This is a genomic window from Methylocystis heyeri (assembly GCF_004802635.2).
GTDB classification, from domain to species: Bacteria; Pseudomonadota; Alphaproteobacteria; order Rhizobiales; family Beijerinckiaceae; genus Methylocystis; species Methylocystis heyeri.
In genome coordinates, this window is sequence record NZ_CP046052.1 from 3,247,415 (window position 1) to 3,266,501 (window position 19,087).

Below are 19,087 nucleotides of genomic sequence, written 5' to 3' on the forward strand. Positions count from 1 at the left end.
TTCTGCTGGATCATGTTCGATCAATATAGAAACGGCGGTTCCTCGTGTTTTTCGGCCTGGGGCATTTTCTGCGTTTGGCGCGCGCCGGATATATTCTGGCGCGCGAAGGCGTCTTCGCCGGTCTCGATCCCGCCCTGCTGCCGCCGGCGGCGGGACTGCCGGTGCGGCTGGCCAATCTCATCGCGCGCAAGGACGTCGGCGGCGGCGCAACGGCCCTGGTGCGGGCTTTCGCGCAGATCGGCCCGTCCTACGTCAAGCTCGGCCAGTTTCTCGCCACCCGCCCGGATATTGTCGGCGGCGAAATCGCCAATGCGCTCACCGCGCTGCAGGATCGCATGCAGCCGTTCGGCCGCGAGGCCGCGGTCGCCATCATCGAAAAATCGCTGGGCCGGCCGATCGACCAGCTCTTCGTCAGCCTCGGCGAGCCCGTCGCCGCAGCTTCCGTGGCGCAGGTCCATATGGCCATTGCGCGCTACCCGGATGGCGAGCGCAAAGTGGCGGTCAAGGTTCTGCGCCCCGGCGTCGAGGCGCATTTCGCCAGAGACCTCGCCGACATGTATCTCGTCGCCCGGCTTGCGGAGCGATATTCCTCGGAAGGGCGCCGGCTGCGCGCGGTCGAGGTGGTCGACACGCTGGCTCGCACGGTGAAGCTGGAGACAGATTTCCGCCTCGAGGCGGCGGCGGCTTCCGAATTCCGCGACAATGTGGCGAACGATCCCGATTTCCACGCCCCCCATGTGGATTGGGACCGCACCGCCAAGGATGTGCTGACGCTGGAATGGATCGAGGGCGCGCCGCTTTCCGATCTCGCCCGCGTCGCGGCGGAAGGCCATGATCTGAAGGAGCTCGGACGCACGGTCCTGCAGTCCTTTTTGCGCCACGCCATGCGCGACGGGTTTTTCCACGCCGACATGCATCAGGGAAACCTGTTCGTCGACAAGGAAGGCCGCATCGTCGCGATCGATTTCGGCATCATGGGCCGGCTGGGCCTCAAGGAACGGCGCTTTCTCGCCGAAATTCTCTACGGCTTCATCACCCGCGACTACCGCCGCGTCGCCGAGGTTCATTTCGAGGCCGGATATGTGCCGCCGATCCATTCGGTGGAGGAGTTCTCCCAGGCGCTGCGCGCCATCGGCGAGCCGCTGCACACCGTCAACGCCTCCGACATTTCGATGGCGCGGCTGCTGACGCTGCTTTTCGAGGTGACGGCGCTGTTCGACATGCGCACCCGCACCGAGCTGGTGCTGCTGCAAAAGACCATGGTGGTCGCAGAGGGCGTCGCCCGCACGCTGGACCCCAAGCTCAATATCTGGAAGACCTCCGACCCGGTAGTGCGCGACTGGATCGAGAGCAATCTCGGCCCCATGGCCAAGGTCGAGGACGCCGGAAAAAGCGCGGTGGAGACAGTCAAGCTCGCAACCCGCCTGCCCAAGGTGCTTCACGACGCCGAGACCGCGCTGGCGCATCTTTCCAATCAGGCGGCGCGGGGCGTCGAGCTCTCGGCCCACTCGCTCGAGGAGCTGTCGCGCCAGCGCCACGCGGCTGTGAACCGGTTCCTGTTCTGGATCGCGGCTATCGTCTTCACAGCGGTCTGGTTATTGAAGCGATAGGCGAGGGATCTCCGCCACCACGGCGCGCGTAATACAATCACGTCATTGCGAGCGCAGCGAAGCAATCCAGAACCACGCCAGCGCCATTATTACTTTGACTTTGCATAGATTGTTGCTGGATTGCTTCGCTGCGCTCGCAATGACGCCTTCCAGCGACAACTGATGACAATAGTTACTGCACGCCCAGGAGCTCGACGTCGAAGATCAGCGTGGCGTTGGGCGGGATGACGCCGCCGGCGCCGCGCGCGCCATAGCCGAGATCCGGCGGAATGATCAGCGTGCGCTTGCCGCCGACCTTCATGGTCTCGACGCCCTCGTCCCAGCCGGCGATGACCTGGCCGCGCCCCAGCGTGAACTCGAAAGGCTGGCCGCGATCGAGCGAGCTGTCGAATTTCTTGCCCTTGGCGCCGTTGGCATAGAGCCAGCCGGTATAATGCATCTTGCAGAGCTGGCCGGGCCTCGGCTGCTCGCCGGTTCCTTCCTTGGTGTCGATGATCTTGAGCCCGCTGACGGTGACGGTCGCCTTGCTCTCGTCGATCGGCGAAGCGGCCTTGGCGCCGAGCGCCACGCCGGCCACGGCCGCTAGAATCGCGGAGCCAAAAACCCGCGCGCGTGAACTGGCTTTCATTCTGTTGCTCCCTGTCAGGTTTTCGACCGGCGCGCGTTCGGCCCCTTCAGTGTCGAACGCGCTCGAAAAGTCCATGTGATTTAGAGCGCGCTCGGCTTAAGCTGAGCCGAATGCGCTCCAAATATCCTTGATTAAGCGTGTTCTTTTCCAAAAACCGCTTCGCACTTTTTGGGAACACGCTTTAGCCGAGCAGCCCGTTGTCGCGGGCGAGCTGCGCGAGGTCCTTCAGCGGCCGCGCGCCATAGTGGGAGATGATCTCCGCCGCCGCCAGCGCGCCGAGCGCGGCGCTTCTCGCATGGGACATATCCCTTGTATAGCCGGCGAGGAAGCCGGCGGCGAAGAGATCGCCTGCGCCGGTGGTGTCGACCACTTCCTCGACCGGGAAAGCCGGAGCCGAAACCACGCTCGCTCCCTGCGCCACCACGACGCCCTGCGCCGAGCGGGTCACGACGCCGAGCAGGTCTTTCTCGGCCTGCAGCGCTTTCAGCGCGGTGTCGAAATCCGCGGTCTGGTAGAGCGAATGCAGCTCGCTTTCATTGGCGAACACGATATCGACCACGTGGTCGCGGATGAGGCCGAGAAACTCGTCGCGGTAGCGATCGACGCAAAAGGCGTCGGAGAGGCTGAGCGCCACCTTGCGGCCATGGGCGCGGCTGATCTTCGCCGCCTCGAGAAAGGCGGCCTTGGCGCCCGGCGGATCCCAGAGATAGCCCTCCATGTAGAGAACCTTGGCTTTGGCCGCGAGATTTTCGTCGATGTCCTGCGGCCCGAGCGCCTGACAGGCGCCGAGGAAAGTGTTCATCGTCCTCTGGCCGTCGGGCGTGACGAAGATCAGGCAGCGCGCGGTGGCGGCGCCGTCGGCCGCGAAAGGCGTATCGAAGCTCACGCCCGCCTTGCGGATGTCATGGGCGAATTCGCGGCCGGCTTCGTCGTCCTTGACCTTGCCGACGAAGGCGGTGCGGGCGCCGAGGCTGGCGAGGCCCGCCATCGTGTTGGCGGCGGAGCCTCCCGAGGCGATCGTGGTCGGGCCCATGGCGGCGTAGAGCTCGGCGGCCCGGGCCTCGTCGACCAGTTGCATGGCGCCCTTGTGCAGCCCCGCCCGCACCAGCGCGTCGTCCTGAGCGGGAGAAAGGGTGTCGACAATGGCGTTTCCGATGCCGAGCACGTCGATTGTTTCAGCCATGAGCAAGTTTCCGCGAATGGAATGGAGCCGGCGGAAGTGCGCCAGAGCGCGGGGCCGGGCGTTGAGGGAACTTTTTAATTGCGTGCGATTTCCGGTCGCTCGAACGACGCCGCGCGGGCGGAAAGCGCGCCGGTTACTACCACCGCGGCGCGCAAATAAACAGGGGCGCCCCGAGAGCGCCCCCTGTCCAGAACATTGATTGCTGCGATCGCCCGATCAGTCGGCGACGAGACGGAAGCCGAGACGCACTTCCTGCGAGATGAGGTCCTTGGTGCCGCCGCCGGCGCCCGTGATCGAGTTGGGGAAGCTGGTGTAGCTGCCGGCGTCGAGCAGGCGGTAATGCACGTCGATCTTCAGATTCTGGGAGATATCGTAGCTCACGCCCGCCATGACGTTCCAGGCGAATTTCCAGGATTTCTTCTGCAGATAGTTGGCGTGCGAGTTCGTGGTTCCCCAGGCAAAGCCGTAGGGCGGGATGCCGCCTTTCCAGATCCACGGCACGCCATTTTGACCGAGATCGGCTGACCAGACTGCGCCGGTCGCGGAATTATACCAGACGTCGCTGCCGCTCATCTGCAGATAGGACAGGCCGAGGCCGGCGCCGATATAGGGCGTCAATCCCCACCAATTGCCGAGATCGACATAGGCGTTGGCGAGGAAAGAGGTGCGATTGAGATCGGCCTTCAGCAAGGGCGTGCAGGTTTGGCTAGGACTATAGGCATACCCCAACGGCAGGCTGGTGGTCTGGTCAACCACCACATTGCCATAGGGACACCATGTCTGCGCCCCGGTTCTCTGGGGCTGGAACACGCCCCGGTCGATGGTGAAATCGGTGCGGAGCCAGTTGTTGTATTGATAGCCGGCGCCCACGCCGCCCGTGACCGCGCCGGTGCGGCCGATCGAATTCGCAAAATCCGCGAACACCGCGGGAAGGGCCATGTTGGAATAGCCGACGTCGCCGCGCAGATACCAGCCCGAACCGAATTCCAGCGGCTGCTGATTGACCGGTTCCGGCGCCGGCTCCGAGAGGAAGGGCATGTCCGCGGCCATCGCGGCCGGAGCGACGAACGCGCCGAGAAGCGCCGCCAGTGCGGTCATGCGGGCGCGGAGAATCTTCAAAGCCATTTGCTCTCGTCCTTGCTTCGCGCCGGTCGGGCCGTTCCGCTCCCGACGCGTCAATGAAGCAAAGATGAGCGATTATACTTAATGTCGGCTTAATTCGCCGGAATGGTTTCCGAATTCTTGCGCCGGAAGATCAAAATTTTAACCCGAAATCGGGCCGCCACGGCGCGCGAGAAGACCGTGCGCGCCAAACGGGAGCGCATCGGCATGCGCTCCCCAAAGGCCGAATCAGTGAATCAGCGTCGCCATGATGAAATAGATGATGATCACGATCGCGACCGCGAAGGCGAAAGCCGGAATGGTCCGGATCGCCGCATGGCGATAGATCCAGGCGAAGGCGAACACGTTCCAGATCGCGATCGGGAACAGAAGAAAGCCCACCAGCCGCTGGGTCGGCAGGGGCGGCGGCAGCGCCACCGCGAACAGGAAATGCAGCAGGATGGAGGAGATCGCGATCGCGACTCCCGTGGCCGCGAGCGCGGTCACCGTCTGGACGATCAGCTCGCGGCGCTTGTAGGAGACGAGCGCGCCCGCGGTGAGGCCGCCGACCAGCGCGGCGGAGCCGATGCCGAAGCCGAGCGATCCGATGACGCCGTGATCGTGCACGGAATGAACCAGCGCCTGGGCGACCACATAGGCCAAGAGAAAGCCGCCCATGAGCGGGACGCTGGCCGGCAGCTTCTTCTGCCCGCCCTCGAGCGCGATGATGTCGTACAGAGCTTTGGGCGTGGACTCCGCCCAGCTCCCGGGTAGCTTGATCGCCATGAAGACTAACCTGACAGGTTGAGGCCTCCCTCCCGCCGGCCTTGCCGAAAAGGGACGAAAAACCGTTGACAAAAGGCCGCTTCAAGCGCGCAGGAACCCGCCTGGCTGCAGCCTGCGCGGCTTCCATACCATGGTTTTTCTTTGCGCGAAAAGCGCCGGGGCCGATCCATTTTCGCGCCGTGGCGGCGTCAGGACAGGCGGTCGCTCCAGTCGTCTCTGGCGACGACCTCGGTTATGCGCCGGGCCGCGTCCGCCCAGCTCGCCCGCAGCACCCTGGTCGGATCGCCCGCGATCCTTCCGGCGAGGAAATCCTCGACCCGCCCGGCGAGAGCCTCCGGGTCGTTGACCCGGAAATAGATCGCGCCTTCGCCGCCGACCTCCCGGAACACCGGAATGTCGCTGCAGAGCACCGGCCTGCCGCGCCAGGCGGCCTCGACTATCGGCAGGCCGAAGCCCTCGGCGAAGGACGGCAGCACCAAAGCGCGCGCATGGTCGTAGAGATAGGCGAGATCGGCGTCGCCGGCGTCGCCGAACCAGAACAGGCGCCGGCCTTTCTCGGGATGGTTTTCGAGTTCATAGGCGATGGCCTCGTCGAACCAGCCGCGCCGGCCGACGAAGACGAGCCGCGCCTCGACGCCCTCTCCCCAAAGCTTCTCGAACGCCCGCAGCGCCACGCGCTGGCCCTTGCGGGGCTCGATGGTGGAAACGCACAGGAACGCGGGGCAGGACCCCGCGGTCGCCTCTTTGATCTGCGGAGCGATCGGGGCGTCGCCGCCGGATGCGATGTCGCATCCGCAATGGAACCAGCCGATCTTGAGGCCCGGCCGGTGCGGGAGGCCGCGCGATTTCACGAAATCGGCGAGCTCCTGCGCCACGGTTCTCGATATGGCGAGAAAGCCGTCGCTCTCCAAAAGCGCCTTGCGCAGCCAGGCGTCGTAGAGCGGCGGCGTCACTTCATGGCAGGCGTGCGGATGGAGTTCGGGGATGAGATCGAAAATGCAGGAGATCACCTCGCCGCCTTCGGCCCTGATGCGGGCGAACAAAGGCGCAAGCTCCTCGAAGGCGTTCCAGCTGTCCGACAGCATGAAGAAACGATCGCCCGGACGGATGTCGATTTCTTGGTCGGGCGCGATCGGGGCCTTCCCCGCCAGCGAGGCGGCGTAGGCGTGGGCCGAGAACAGGCGACCCTCGACGCTGCGCACCGCGATGGCCGGGATCTCGTAGCGCTCGCCGCCATAGAGCGCTTCCACGACCTTCTTCACCACGCGCTGGATGCCGGTTCCGGCGTCGCGCTTGACGGCGCCGGTGACGTCGACGAGAAGGCGGGCCGCCGGCGCATGCCGGACCGGGGATTCGGGCGCCGACGCGGGGCCGGCGCCCGCCACGCCCCGCTGCAGCGCCTTTTTCTTGAACAGCCCGCCGACAGCATCGACCAGCTTCGCCTCTAAACCGCGAAGCGGCCTGAAGACGAGCCAGGCCGCGGAATAGACCATTCTGTCCCGTTCATGCGTCAGATGGAGCAGTTCCGCGCGCTGAAAGTCGAGCTGATATCGCAGCAGCCTGATCTGTTCGTCTTTTTCGTCGGCGGTCGGCGTCGGCGCGGCGCTCATGCGCGCGCGCTTTCGACGCTGCGCCAATAATCAAGCAAGGATTTCAGCATGTCGTCGACGGAATGGCGCTGGCGCCATCCCGTGAGCTTGCGCAGCTTGGTGGCGTCGCAGGAGATGACAGGGATGTCTATGGTCGAGGGCCGCAGCAGATGGGCCTCGACCACGGTCTCGAAAGCCGTATGCGACTCCCGGCGAAGGCCGTCGAGAAAATAGCCGATCGGATGGGGTTCGCCGGAAGCGACATTGAAGCAATTGACCCGCTCGGGCATTTTCGCGGCGTTGTCGATCATGGCCATATAGGCCGAGACCACGTCGCGGACGTCGAGAAAGTCGCGGGTCTTGGAAAGATCGCCGACATGCAGGAGCGGCGGAGCCCGACCGGACTCCATTGCGGCGATCTGCGCTGCAAAGGACGAGAGCACGAAGAATTTCTCGCTTTGCCGGGGGCCGGAATGGTTGACCGGCCGCGCGATCAGCAGGCGCGACCGCGGCCCGAGAACATCCGCCAGCGCGCCCTCGGCCGCGACTTTGGAGCGTCCATAGGCGTCGAGCGGACGCAATGGCGCGTTCTCGGTCGCAGGTCCGTCCAGGAGGCTCGCGCCGTAGACGGAGGCGCTGGAGGCGAACAACAGCGTCGTTTCGGGGGTGTGGCGCGCCAGCGCGGCGGCGAGGTTGAAGGAGCCGTGCAGATTGGCGCGCCAGGTCTGCTCGGCTGCGCCCAGCGCCGTGCCGATCGACGCCTGTCCGGCGAGATGCACCACGAGATCCGGGCGCAGGGCCGAAACGATCGCCTCGATCGCCGGGGCGTCGAGAAGATCGCCGCGCGCAAGGGTCCAACCGCCGCAAGGAGCCGCGGCCACCCGGTCCTCGCCCAGGGCCAGCATCGCCTTTTGCGCATCCGGATAGGCCTGCGTCAGCAGGGGGGCGAGATAGGAGCCCACGAACCCCCCGCCGCCGGTCAACAATATCCTCTGGAAGCCCGCCATCCCTTCTCCCGTCAAGCCTTCGCGGCGGCGGCGTTTTCGGCCTTCACCCTCACGAGGTCGGCGTCGACCATTTCCTTGATCAGGGCGGTGAGTTCGGTCGCGGGCGCCCATCCAAGCTTGGCGCGCGCCTTGGACGAGTCGCCCAGCAATATGTCGACCTCCGCCGGCCGGTAGAACGCCGGGTCGATCACGACATGCTTGTCCATGTCCAGCCCGACGTGATCGAAGGCGATCCGGCACATGTCGCGAACCGTCGTCGTCACCCCGGTCGCCACCACATAATCGTCCGGCGTCTCCTGCTGCAGCATCAGCCACATCGCCCGCACGTAGTCCCGGGCATGGCCCCAGTCCCGCTTGGCGTCGATGTTGCCGAGCCGCAACTCCTGCGCCAGCCCCAGCTTGATCCGCGCCACCCCGTCGCTGACCTTGCGGGTCACGAATTCGATGCCGCGCAGCGGGCTCTCATGGTTGAACAATATGCCCGAGGAGGCGTGAAGCCCGAAGCTCTCGCGGTAGTTCACCGTGATCCAGTGCCCGTAGAGCTTGGCCACAGCATAGGGCGAGCGCGGATAGAACGGCGTCGTCTCACGCTGCATCGGCTCCTGGATCAGGCCATACATCTCCGAGGAGGAAGCCTGGTAGAACCGCGCCTGCGGGGCCTCGATCCGCATCGCCTCCAGCATGTTGGTCACGCCCACCGCGGTGATGTTGGCCGTCAGCACCGGCTGGCGCCACGACGAAGCCACGAAAGACTGCGCCGCGAGATTGTAGATCTCGTCCGGGCGGGTGTCCTGCACGATCCGCAGCAGGCTGGAGAGGTCGCCGAGATCGCCGTCGTGCAGCTTGACCTTGTGGGCGACGCCGAGCCAGCGCAGCCGGTGATCCTCGACCCCGCGGTGCGACGACCGCCGGATCACCCCGTGAACCTCGTAGCCCTTCTCCAGCAGCAGTTGCGAGAGATAGGCTCCGTCCTGACCCGTGATGCCGGTAATCAACGCCCGCTTCGACATTCCATTCCTCATTATGCTGTAGGCGCGCCGCCGCTTCGGCCCTGCGCAGATCGACCGGCTCCGGCCATGGCCGATCGCCCCGAAGGCGGGCCGGAAGGCGCGATCGAAATATGCGGCGATGTCTCCGATAACGTTTCGCCGCCAAATTCTTCAGTATTTCCGGAAGGCCGCCGAATTTTCCGAAACAAAGACGCCGAGCCTCTTCGCCACATACAAAAACGCCCATAGCCTGGCAAGGGCTCAGAGATGGCGTGAGCGAGGATCGGGCGGCTCTTTTGGGCCGAGCGCGCGGGAGGGTCTCCGACCGGATGAATCATCCGGCCGGAAAGCCCGAGATCCGGGCGCATTCCCGGCGCCCCGGCGCGAGTCGCCGAAAGCCTAATCTCGGCGCGGCTTTTACTTCGGCGGCAGGGTTCCGTCGGGGGTGGATTTATCGACTGCGGTCGGAAGGTGCTCGGCGAGATATTCGGCGGCCTTGTCGACCGGGATGCCGGTGGCGGCCGCCAATTCCTTGATCTTCTCGGAGCCGAGGATTTTTTTCACGTCCTCGGCGGACACCGGCAGATTTTGACCGGTCCCGATCCAGGATTTCACCTGCTGTCCATAGCCGGATTTTTCGAATTCGGCGACCACGCCGTCGAGACCGCCGTGTTTGTCGACATATCCCTTGACCAGAGACAAGGCTTCGGCGCCGATCACGCCGCCGATAATTCCATCAAGCAAGCCCATTTCAATCTCCCGCACTGAACGACGCTGCGCGTCAGCCTCTTTAAACCAGCTTCGGACCAAGGTTGAAAGACCGGGAAAAACGCCCAAAGCCCTGAATTGACGGCCGGAACCTAAACTATGGCGTCAGATCAACGCCTTGAGCCGCTGTCTTTCCCCGGTGCGACATTCCAACCCGTCGGCGGTCCCGGCGTCCTCGCCGGAACCCGTGAAGGCGGCGTGGACGTCCTTCGCCGCCGGCGGCGCTTTTTTCGCTCCCCGCCCCGTCCGAGGGCGGGCCTTCCTTTATTTCCGGCCCCGGGCGGCGTATATGGGCGCATCGGCGCGCTTTGCGCTTCGCCTGTCGCAATGCGACCGGCTTCCCGAAGGCCCCATAGCGCGCTGCGTCGCGCGTCCGGGACCGATCAGGGAATCGGGCGAGCGAGAAATCGCGCCAGAAAGATAATCGGCGGCGAATTCGACTTTTTCGAGAATTCGCCACAGCGGCGGCGGGCGCGGCTTTGCAGCGCTTCCTCGCCGGTCGCGGAACAATATCGGACACACGGCAGGGCGACGAGGATGGCGGGACATAGTCAGTTCAAAAACATCATGCACAAGAAGGGCAAGCAGGACGCGATCCGCTCCAAGCTCTTCTCCAAGTTCGCCCGCGAAATCACCGTTGCGGCCAAAATGGGCCTGCCGGACCCCAATATGAACGCGCGCCTGCGCGCGGCGGTTCTCGCGGCCCGCGCGGAGAACATGCCCAAGGACAATATCGAGCGCGCCATCAAGAAAGCCTCCGGCGCGGACGCCGAGAACTACGACGAAGTGCGCTACGAGGGCTATGCGCCCGGCGGCGTGGCGTTGATCGTCGAGGCTTTGACCGACAACCGCAACCGCACCGCGGGCGAAGTGCGTTCATACTTCACCAAAGCCGGGGGATCGCTGGCGGAGACCGGCGCGGTGTCCTTCATGTTCGATCGCGTCGGCCAGATCGAATTCGACCGCAAGGCCGCCTCCGAGGACGCCATGATGGAGGCCGCCATCGAGGCCGGCGCCGACGACGTCTCCTCGAACGAGGAAACCCACGAGATCGTCACCTCGGTCGAAAGCCTTCGCGACGTGGCCAAGGCGCTCGAGGAGAAGTTCGGCGACTCGAGGAAAGCTGCGCTGATCTGGCGGCCTCAGAACACGATCGCGGTCGACGACGAAGCCGGCGAGAAAATCCTGCGTCTGATCGGCTCGCTCGAGGACAACGACGACGTCCAGAACGTCTATGTGAACGCCGAATTCTCGGACGCCCTCGTCGCCAAGATGTCGGCCTGAAGCGCCTCGTCGCAAGAGCCTATATGCTGTTGCGACGGGAATGCGCTCCAGCCCGGGGAATCCGATTTGCCCTCACCAGGCGCCGAACACCGCGGCGCCGGTGACCATAAATGCGGCCAGAGCCGCGCAAAGTTCGACCAGTTGGCTGTTCGCCATTTTCCTGCTCCCTCAGCTCGCAGAGCCTTTGGAGCGCATCGCCTTCGCGATCAGAACGCGCTCCGACCCGCCGATTCAACAAGATGTCTTCATGCTCTGAGGTTCTCGTCGAGCATGAGACGCTAGCCGCCGCCAAAATGTTAATGCAGTCTTAATGCCAGCCGAGCGGGCGGGTTGGGAATCGCCAAGGGATTTGCTAGAGCGCGTCCTTGCAGGGGGCGAACGGCCTCCTGCGACGCGGAGGCCTGCGGCGGGCCGCCCCTGTCGCGCCGCGAGCTGCGAGCGAACCCCAAAAAGCGCGCCATAGGGCCGCTGAAGTCATTTTAGGAAAGGCCCCCACCATGAACGCCGAAGATCGCGCGGATCACTTCATCGGCCGGCTGGACGCAGCAGCAGCAGCCGTCGAGCAAAAGCTGGACGCCCTGCTCGCGCCGTCGACGCTCAAAGGGGAAATCGAACGGCCCGCCCGTCTGCTGGAAGCGATCCGCTACGCCACTCTCGGCGGCGGCAAGAGGCTGCGTCCCTTTCTGGTGATCGAATCGGCCGCGCTTTTCGGCCTTTCCGGCGAAGGGCCGCTGCGCGCCGGCTGCGCGCTCGAGATGGTGCACTGCTATTCGCTCGTGCATGACGATCTCCCCGCCATGGACGACGACGATCTGCGACGCGGACGCCCCACCGCCCACAAGGCTTTCGACGAGGCCACCGCCATCCTGGCCGGCGACGCCTTGCTGACCTACGCTTTCGATGTGCTGGCCGACCCCGCCACCCACCCCGACGCCGCGGTCAGGGCGAATCTCGTTCTGGCCCTCGCCCGCGCCGCGGGTCTTGGCGGCATGGTCGGCGGACAGGCGCTGGACCTTGCCGCCGAATCCGCGCAAAAACCCCTCAACCAGCAGGAAATCCTGACCCTGCAGGCGATGAAGACGGGGGCCCTGCTACGTTTTGCGGTCGATGCAGGCGCCATTCTCGGCGCCGCCGATCAACGGCAGGCGGCGACGCTTACGCGCTATGGCGCCGCGCTCGGCGCCGCTTTTCAGGTCGCCGACGACATCCTCGACGCCGAGGGAGACGCCGCGGCTTTGGGCAAGCGCGCCGGAAAAGACGCCGAACGCGGCAAGGCGACGCTCGTCGGCCTCTTGGGACTCGAAGCCGCCAAGGCCCGCCGGGACGCTCTGGTCGAGGAGGCGATCGCAGCCCTCGAGGAAACCGGCCTCGGCGACGCCACGGCGACGCTGGCGGAGGCCGCGCGTTTCGTGGCGCTTCGCAACAGCTGACGGCGGAGCGGGCGATGACGGAAGGGATTTCTCTGAGACGCATGCGTTCGCCGCTGCTGAAGCCCTTCCGGGTGCTGCGCTCGCGGCCCCGGCTCGTCGTCTGTGTCGCCATCGGGGTCGTCCTGGGCCTCGCCCTGCCCCATTATCTGCGCCCTGCGACGAGAGCGCTGATCGCCTGGAACGCCGCCGTTCTCGGCTATCTGGCCTCGGCCTTCGTCATGATCGCGCGCGCCGACCAGGAGACGGTCAGGCGCCGCGCGCGCTTCCAGGACGAGGGCCGCCTCCTGATCCTCATGCTCGCCATAGGCGCGGCCTGCGCGTCGATGGGCGCGATCGTGCTGGAGCTGGGTCCGGTGAAGAACATGCAGGGCTGGCCCAAGGCGCTGCATCTCGGCCTCACCGTGCTGACCGTGATCGACAGCTGGATGTTCATGCATCTGACTTTCGCCATTCATTACGCGCATGAATATTACGACGAGCTGAGAGCCAATCCCGCCAAGAAGCTCGAGGAGCGCGGCGGGCTCGTCTTTCCGGGCGGAGAGCCGCCGAATTATGTGGATTTTCTCTATTACGCCTATGTCATCGGCCTTGCTTCTCAGACCGCGGACGTCGCCACGACCTCGCGCTCCATGCGGATGCTGACGGCGGTCCATGGCGGTCTGGCGTTTTTCTACAATCTCGCCATCATCGGCCTGACGGTCAATATCGCGAGCGGAATCGTCTGAACGCGCCGCGCCTGCCGCCCAAAAGCCCTCGAGCGACAGGAAAAGCCCCGCTCCCTCCGAGAATAGCGCCGGACCGCCGACGCTATCCCCCCACCACCGTCGTAAAAACCTGTCCGCCGCGGGCGAGGGTGATCTTCCAGTAATAGGCGCGGCCGCCGTTCGCGACCTGATCGAGTTCGCGCGTCGCCCCGATCTTGCGGTCGTTCACGGCGATCACGATGTCGCCTTTCTGGAGATTGAGCTGCTGCGCAAAGGAGCCTTCCTCGATGTCGGCGACGACGACGCCGGACGAAGCGCCCTGCACCGACAGCTCCTCGATCACTGCGGGCGAGATGTTCACCACCGTCGCCCCGGCAAAGGGACTCTGCCCTTTTATCTTGATGGCGTCGCGGGCCGGAACCTCGGGCGCGGCGACGAGCTTCATCGGCGCGACTATCTTCTTGCCCCCGCGCAGCACGCCGAGGCTTGCGACCCCGCCGACGGGCTTGGTGGCGAGCCTGTAGCCCACCGCCTCCGGATCGTCGGCGGCCTGGCCGTCGACCGAAACGATCACGTCGCCGCGCTTCAAACCCGCATCAGCCGCCGGACCCTTCGCGTCTATGTCCGCAAGGAGCGCGCCGGACGGACGCTCCAATCCGAGATTCTCGGCGATCTCCCTGGACAGGGCCTGAAGCGTCGCCCCGAGCCAGGGACGCCGCACCTGCTTGCCGCCGCCCTTGGCCGCCGCAATGACGATCTTGACCATATTGACGGGGATCGCGAAGCCGATGCCCACCGACCCGCCGGATTTCGAGAAGATCGCCGAATTGATGCCGATGACGCGGCCGTTCATGTCCACCAGCGGGCCGCCCGAATTGCCGGGATTGATGGCCGCGTCGGTCTGAATGAAGAAGCCGTAGTCGGAAATGCCGACCTGCGTGCGCGCCAGAGCCGAAACGATGCCCTGGGTGACCGTCTGGCCGACGCCAAAAGGATTGCCGATCGCGAGCGCGAGATCGCCGACTTCGATGGCGTCCGAATCGCCCAGCTCCATGACCGGAAAATTGTCGCCCTCGGCGAGCTTCAGCACAGCGAGATCGGTCCGTGGATCGCGCAGCAGAATCTTCGCGGGGATTTCCCTTTTGTCGGAGAGGGAGACTTTGACGTCGGTCATCCCTTCGATGACATGATGGTTGGTCACGACGAGTCCCGAAGGATCGACGATGACGCCGGAGCCGAGCGACTGCGCCGTGTTGCGGCCGGAGGGTCCTCCGCCCTCGCCGAAGAAGCGGCGGAAGATCGGATCGTCGAACAGTGGATTGGTGGGCATTTTCTCGACCCGCGAGGCAAAGACGTTCACGACGGCGGGCTGCGCCTTTTTGGCGACCGGAGCGAAGGAAAGGAGAATCTCGGTGCGCGATTGCGGCGCCGTCCGTTCCGACGCGGGCGCCGCCTGCGCGAAGACGGGAGCCGACATAACGGGCGCAAGAACAAAGAACCCCAACGCCGCCATCAGGGCGGCGCTCGCTGCAATTCGCTGAATCGGTGGCATCATGGCTCCATGACGAAAGCTCGCGGCCCGTCGCCGGCGGAGGCGGCGCCGCGGCGCAAGCGACATTTATATAATCCTTCGCCAACGCATAAGAACAGGGTCGATCGTCGAAGGCGCGCCCCACCTGGTTTTCACGTCTCTCGCCGCCGCTGGAGCGGAAAATGCGCCGGGGCGCGTCCCAAAAAAGCCTTCGGCGGCGGCCATTCTTCCATTGCGAGCGCAGCCGACCGAATCGGGCGAAAAATCCCTTCGCAAAGAAGGCGACGGCCGTCGGTTTGACAGGGTTCGAAGAGCAATATTATTGTCCCGAACCGGGGCGAGTGTGTGCAGTAAGACCGCGCCATATATAGAGTTTCTGGCGCGGAGCCCGTGCTGTCGTCTTTTCGTCAGGCCGCCGGCGTCGTCGCGTTGATTGGCGATTCGCAAGAAAAAATCATTGCCCGGACAGCGCCGTCGTCGCTGCGGCAGCCCGCCAGACGCCAACCCATATCGGACAGGGATCAATCCAGATGAAGGAATTCAGGCCGGAAGAAAAGAACGTCGTCCACATAGGCGAAGGCGCTTCGCTGAGCGGAAAGGTGGAGGCGGAGGATATCGTCGTCGTCGACGGCGCCGTCGAGGGGGAAATCTCCTGCAGCCGGCTGATCGTAGGGCCGTCGGGCGTCGTAACGGGTTCGATTTCCGTTTCCGAAGCCGACATCTACGGCAAGATCGGCGAGGATATCACCGTGCGGGGATTGCTGATCGTCAGATCCTCCGGACGCGTCGAAGGCAAGTGGGTTTACGGCGAGATCGAAGTCGAAAAGGGCGGCGTGCTTTCGGGGGTGGCGGAGGCGGCGGAAATTCGCGCTGAAACAAAACCCGCTTCCTCTCGCCCGCCGGTCGGCAAACCCGAATTCGTCGCTGACATCGAAGAGGACGAAGCTCCCGCGCAGGGCGGCGACCGTGTCGCGAGCCTGACCAGCCGGGCTCTGCTGCGACGCAGGAGAGCCTGATCGCACGGCGGAATTGGATCGAGTTCTGGTGAATGAGGGCGGTTTCCGATCGAAAGGGACCGCCCAATTCGCAGGTAAATCGCGCAGCCCGAATTTCCGGCGAAGTCCGCGGGCTTTGCAAAAAAAAAGACGCGGCGAAAACCGCCGCGCCCGCAAATTTCGCTTTTCGCAAATTTTACTTCTTGGCCGCGTCTTTCGGCTTGGACTCGACGCGTTCGGCGATACGGGCGGATTTGCCGCGACGATCGCGCAGATAATAGAGCTTGGCGCGGCGGACCTTGCCGCGGCGGACCACCTTGATCGAATCGATCAGCGGGGCATGGATCGGGAAGACGCGCTCGACGCCCTCGCCATAGGAAATCTTGCGAACCGTGAAGCTCTCGTTCAGGCCGCCGCCCTGGCGGGAGATCACGACGCCTTCATAGGCCTGGACGCGGGTGCGCTCACCTTCCTTGACCTTCACATTGACCACCACGGTGTCGCCGGGGCGAAACTCCGGAATGGTCTTGCCTTCGAGCAGTTTTGCGGCCTGCTCGGCCTCGAGCTGGGCGATGATGTTCATGAGTTCAACTCCTGCCGTTTCGTCTTTCCCGCAGCGGAGCCGCGGCGACGAGCGTTTCGGGACGCTGTTTTAGTTGAGAGGGCTCCCCTACACGAAGCCGAGGGAAAAGTCGATAGCGGGGACCCGCGTCATAAAATTCACAAAACTTGCGCTCGGCCTGTTGCAAAGCAAATTCGTTTAGGCCATAAGACGGCCACGGTCGCTTCGGCGAAGCGCCGGACACGGATGCGGGTGTAGCTCAGGGGTAGAGCACAACCTTGCCAAGGTTGGGGTCGAGGGTTCGAATCCCTTCGCCCGCTCCAGTTCGGAAAAAAGAATCAAGCGCTTACGAAAGGCCGCCGCGAGGCGGCCTTCGTCGTTTCTGCCGTGATGCGCCATCGTATCGGGCTCCGATGTCGCCTTCGACCACAGCGAGCTGAACGCGGACGGCGCTTTCGCAGCTGTCGAGGAAACGCTTGATCTCGAGGGGTCGCCCGGCCCAGCGAAAGAACGGTTCGACTCCGTCCTGGAAACGCCATTTCCGATCGCGGCCCGGATGTTGCTCCATTTAAGGATCATCCCCGCGTGGGTTTCTGGAAGCCTGAACATGTCCGTCGAATCCGCTCTCGCCTATATCAAGCGCATGCATTCGGACGAAGAGTTTCGCGCCCGCATGACCGCTTTGAGCGATGACGAAGAGGCGAGTTGGGCCGCCATGCGCGAAGAAGGCTTCGAATTCACCTTGAGCGAGTTCAAACGGGGTCAGGAAGCCTATTGTCGGGAAAACGATCTGATCGAGAAATAGGGCGCGGCCCCGCTTTCCCAAAAAATACGGAATTGGAATGACGCCCCCCGGATGCGCAAGTCTCGCCGCCTATGCGATGAGGAAGCGTGACTTCCTCGGGCGCGTTCGGGTTGGCGTCGAAGAAACCGCCTGACGCAAGCCTGGTCCCCGCATTGGCGATCCCTCATGACGCCCGTCCGACCGGTTTCATTCGCGAAGGGCGCTGCGGAGGCTGGCGAACCTGACGGATACGTAAACCGATCGTACGATTTCGTCCGCTGCGCCCGGGCTCGCCGTTCCAGGCTCCGTCTGGCTCGCCCTGAGCGGCGACGAGCCGAATCCCGATCAGACAGGGTAATGCGCAATGCCCTTGTCGGTGAGAAGCTTGGTCAACGCTCCGGCGGCGTACATGTCCTTGACGATCTCGGAGCCGCCGACGAAGTCGCCTTTGACATAGAGGCGCGGAAGGGCCGATCCGTCCGACAACTCCTTTAGGCCGTCGCGAATGCGCGGGTTGGAAAGCAAATTCACGGGGTTGAAGGGCGCGTTGAGGCGGTGGAGAATCGACACCATGGCGGACGAGGAAGGGCATTGCGGCTGGGAAGGAACCCCGTTCATGAACAGAACGACATCGTTGCCGTCGATAAGTGATTTGATGAAGCTGGACGCGGTTTCCACCACGGGTTCGACCTTTCTGCGTTGCGCCCGGACTGTGCGGGCGGTAGGACGCGCGACGAGAATTCGCGCCGTCGCTTCAACAGCAATGCTGGGGCCATCCCTCGACGCCGTGTCGCCCACCGAAAAGCGGCGCCTCACGCCCGACGAGGCTCGAAGCTCAGCGGCTGAATTTGGAAAGCTGATCCGGCGACAATATCCAGGCCGCCGCTTGGACGTATCCGAGTTGCAACGACCGGGCGGCCCGGTGTCTGCCGTCGAGAAGAATGAGGCTTCCGTCGCTCTGCCGCGCCAGAAGCAGCGGCCGCCTGGCGTTCGCCCGCGTCATGGCGGCGACGTAATGGAACGTCAATTTGCTTCGGCCTCTGATCTGCGACGACAAAGACGCGAGGTCGATCTCGGCATGCTCGAACCGCACGGGCTGCGCCAAGATCTCGGCGACCGCCGAAGACACATCGAATGTTTTGCCAGCATCCAACGCCAGCGCCTCTCCTGGGCGGGCCCGGATGGGAGGTATGGGAATTGCGCGCCGAGCGTTGTCGTGCTTGTGCATGAGAGCCTATATTTTTGCGGTCTTCTCAAACTCATCAAAATTCCTGCCATGCGGCTCGGCTTCAGCGCCGTCCTTCGGAACCGACACGTCGCCCGCGCAGGCTGCGCTTCGGTCCCGCCTCGGCTGTCAGTTCATCGCTGCGTTTCATTTGAATGCGGCTTGAGGCAGTTGAAGGCGCGCGTCAGGCGCCCCGCGGCGCCGACGCCATTTGGCTCTTCTCAAGCTGTAGAGGCCATTCAAATGGTTTCCAGTCTCGTTGAAATCCTGCGAGACGAATTGACGAATCTCTTCGCCGAGGCGTCCGGCCAAGGCCGAATCGACGAAAGAGAAGGGCTCATCCCCGAGAAGAAGGCGAAGACGACGCGCCAGTGCGCGCGATAGCGACACGTTGTCGTTCGCCTCCCGACAGATTCCAAACGCAAGTCGCCGCACGACGCCCAATCGCCACGTCGATGAGCGGGGTGGCGTCGAGCGGCGGCTTTCGGATCACTTCACCGTTTCACCGTCAACTCCTCGAGGCTGACTGCGGGCGTCGGCGGTTGGTCGTCCCGGGTGATTTCAGGCGTCATTCGCGTTCGACCAGCAGCTGCGATCGCAGCCTTTAGCGTAGCTTTGACGGACGGCGATCTCTCCGAAACCTTCGCTAGCTCCCCGGCATGTTCCTGCATCGCTTCGGCTAACGTCCCTAGAGCGCGGTCGAGCATGGGACCTCGAAATCCTGCAGCCGCCAAGGCTTCGACCGCTCCGTCGGCAAATGCGAGCGCTATCGCCTCGAAATCGTGACCGAGCAGGCGTAACCCGATCACATATCTTGAGAGCGAGATGTCTTCGTTCCTGGTCTCGCCGCCGAGGCCATGCAAAGTCGATTCGTGACAACGCGGCATGCCGTCCTCCATAGTTTCGATTGC

19 protein-coding genes and 1 tRNA gene are annotated in these 19,087 nt (G+C 64.2%); 7 read left to right on the forward strand and 13 right to left on the reverse strand.

The window, feature by feature from the left end:
• Positions 1-44 precede the first annotated feature (44 nt).
• Positions 45-1,610, forward strand: a complete 1,566-nt coding sequence (ubiB, locus tag H2LOC_RS14740) for a 2-polyprenylphenol 6-hydroxylase (protein ID WP_136497739.1) — start codon at positions 45-47, stop codon at positions 1,608-1,610.
• Positions 1,611-1,782: 172 nt separating this feature from the next.
• On the opposite strand, the gene H2LOC_RS14745 is transcribed toward ubiB, so the two are convergent.
• From H2LOC_RS14745 to H2LOC_RS14780, 8 genes are all read right to left on the reverse strand, one after another.
• Positions 1,783-2,238 (reverse strand): FKBP-type peptidyl-prolyl cis-trans isomerase, encoded by a 456-nt coding sequence (locus H2LOC_RS14745; RefSeq protein ID WP_136497740.1) that lies wholly within the window; start codon positions 2,236-2,238, stop codon positions 1,783-1,785.
• Between the two features lie 181 nt (positions 2,239-2,419).
• A complete protein-coding gene (locus H2LOC_RS14750) occupies positions 2,420-3,421 on the reverse strand; it encodes an adenosine kinase (protein ID WP_136497741.1) in 1,002 nt (333 codons plus the stop codon).
• Positions 3,422-3,637: 216 nt separating this feature from the next.
• Positions 3,638-4,546 (reverse strand): outer membrane protein, encoded by a 909-nt coding sequence (locus tag H2LOC_RS14755; RefSeq protein WP_136497742.1) that lies wholly within the window; start codon positions 4,544-4,546, stop codon positions 3,638-3,640.
• A gap of 225 nt (positions 4,547-4,771) precedes the next feature.
• Positions 4,772-5,308, reverse strand: coding sequence for a hypothetical protein (locus H2LOC_RS14760; RefSeq protein ID WP_136497743.1), 537 nt, complete (start codon positions 5,306-5,308; stop codon positions 4,772-4,774).
• Positions 5,309-5,496: 188 nt separating this feature from the next.
• Positions 5,497-6,918: a glycosyltransferase family 4 protein gene (locus H2LOC_RS14765; RefSeq protein ID WP_136497744.1), complete on the reverse strand. Its 1,422-nt coding sequence runs from the start codon at positions 6,916-6,918 to the stop codon at positions 5,497-5,499.
• Positions 6,915-7,904, reverse strand: a complete 990-nt coding sequence (locus H2LOC_RS14770) for an NAD-dependent epimerase/dehydratase family protein (protein WP_136497745.1) — start codon at positions 7,902-7,904, stop codon at positions 6,915-6,917. The genes H2LOC_RS14765 and H2LOC_RS14770 overlap by 4 nt, the downstream gene beginning before the upstream one ends.
• 11 nt (positions 7,905-7,915) lie before the next feature.
• Positions 7,916-8,914, reverse strand: a complete 999-nt coding sequence (gene gmd, locus H2LOC_RS14775) for a GDP-mannose 4,6-dehydratase (protein ID WP_136496784.1) — start codon at positions 8,912-8,914, stop codon at positions 7,916-7,918.
• Positions 8,915-9,310: 396 nt separating this feature from the next.
• Positions 9,311-9,643: a YidB family protein gene (locus H2LOC_RS14780; RefSeq protein ID WP_136497746.1), complete on the reverse strand. Its 333-nt coding sequence runs from the start codon at positions 9,641-9,643 to the stop codon at positions 9,311-9,313.
• A 555-nt stretch (positions 9,644-10,198) separates the two neighbouring features.
• Here H2LOC_RS14780 and H2LOC_RS14785 point away from each other — a divergent pair.
• The 3 genes from H2LOC_RS14785 to H2LOC_RS14795 all read left to right on the forward strand — a co-directional run bounded on the left by H2LOC_RS14785 (position 10,199) and on the right by H2LOC_RS14795 (position 13,100).
• Positions 10,199-10,945 (forward strand): YebC/PmpR family DNA-binding transcriptional regulator, encoded by a 747-nt coding sequence (locus tag H2LOC_RS14785; protein WP_136497747.1) that lies wholly within the window; start codon positions 10,199-10,201, stop codon positions 10,943-10,945.
• A gap of 497 nt (positions 10,946-11,442) precedes the next feature.
• Complete coding sequence (locus H2LOC_RS14790) at positions 11,443-12,375, forward strand: polyprenyl synthetase family protein (protein WP_136497748.1); 933 nt, start codon at positions 11,443-11,445, stop codon at positions 12,373-12,375.
• A gap of 14 nt (positions 12,376-12,389) precedes the next feature.
• Complete coding sequence (locus H2LOC_RS14795; protein WP_136497749.1) at positions 12,390-13,100, forward strand: DUF1345 domain-containing protein; 711 nt, start codon at positions 12,390-12,392, stop codon at positions 13,098-13,100.
• An 82-nt stretch (positions 13,101-13,182) separates the two neighbouring features.
• Here the strand turns inward: H2LOC_RS14795 and H2LOC_RS14800 are convergent, their stop codons facing one another.
• Entirely contained in the window at positions 13,183-14,631 is a 1,449-nt protein-coding gene (locus H2LOC_RS14800; RefSeq protein ID WP_425487343.1) for a DegQ family serine endoprotease, read from the reverse strand.
• Between the two features lie 509 nt (positions 14,632-15,140).
• Here H2LOC_RS14800 and H2LOC_RS14805 point away from each other — a divergent pair.
• A complete protein-coding gene (locus H2LOC_RS14805; protein WP_136497750.1) occupies positions 15,141-15,626 on the forward strand; it encodes a bactofilin family protein in 486 nt (161 codons plus the stop codon).
• Between the two features lie 175 nt (positions 15,627-15,801).
• Here H2LOC_RS14805 and rplS read toward each other — a convergent pair whose 3' ends face one another.
• Positions 15,802-16,188, reverse strand: a complete 387-nt coding sequence (gene rplS, locus H2LOC_RS14810; protein ID WP_136497751.1) for a 50S ribosomal protein L19 — start codon at positions 16,186-16,188, stop codon at positions 15,802-15,804.
• Between the two features lie 227 nt (positions 16,189-16,415).
• Between rplS and H2LOC_RS14815 the strand changes: the two genes are divergently transcribed.
• Both H2LOC_RS14815 and H2LOC_RS14820 read left to right on the forward strand, forming a co-directional pair.
• A tRNA-Gly gene (locus tag H2LOC_RS14815) sits at positions 16,416-16,490 on the forward strand.
• Between the two features lie 284 nt (positions 16,491-16,774).
• The gene (locus tag H2LOC_RS14820; RefSeq protein ID WP_136497752.1) at positions 16,775-16,972 is read left to right on the forward strand and encodes a Nif11-like leader peptide family natural product precursor; all 198 of its coding nucleotides are present in this window, start codon (positions 16,775-16,777) and stop codon (positions 16,970-16,972) included.
• A 324-nt stretch (positions 16,973-17,296) separates the two neighbouring features.
• On the opposite strand, the gene H2LOC_RS22020 is transcribed toward H2LOC_RS14820, so the two are convergent.
• The 3 genes from H2LOC_RS22020 to H2LOC_RS14840 form a co-directional block, all read right to left on the reverse strand.
• Complete coding sequence (locus tag H2LOC_RS22020) at positions 17,297-17,749, reverse strand: glutaredoxin family protein (protein WP_343040032.1); 453 nt, start codon at positions 17,747-17,749, stop codon at positions 17,297-17,299.
• 37 nt (positions 17,750-17,786) lie between these two features.
• Positions 17,787-18,104 carry a hypothetical protein gene (locus H2LOC_RS14830; protein WP_136497753.1) on the reverse strand — a complete coding sequence of 106 codons (318 nt, stop codon included), beginning with the start codon at positions 18,102-18,104 and terminating at the stop codon, positions 17,787-17,789.
• Positions 18,105-18,670: 566 nt separating this feature from the next.
• Entirely contained in the window at positions 18,671-19,063 is a 393-nt protein-coding gene (locus tag H2LOC_RS14840) for a hypothetical protein (protein ID WP_136497754.1), read from the reverse strand.
• Positions 19,064-19,087: the final 24 nt, after the last annotated feature.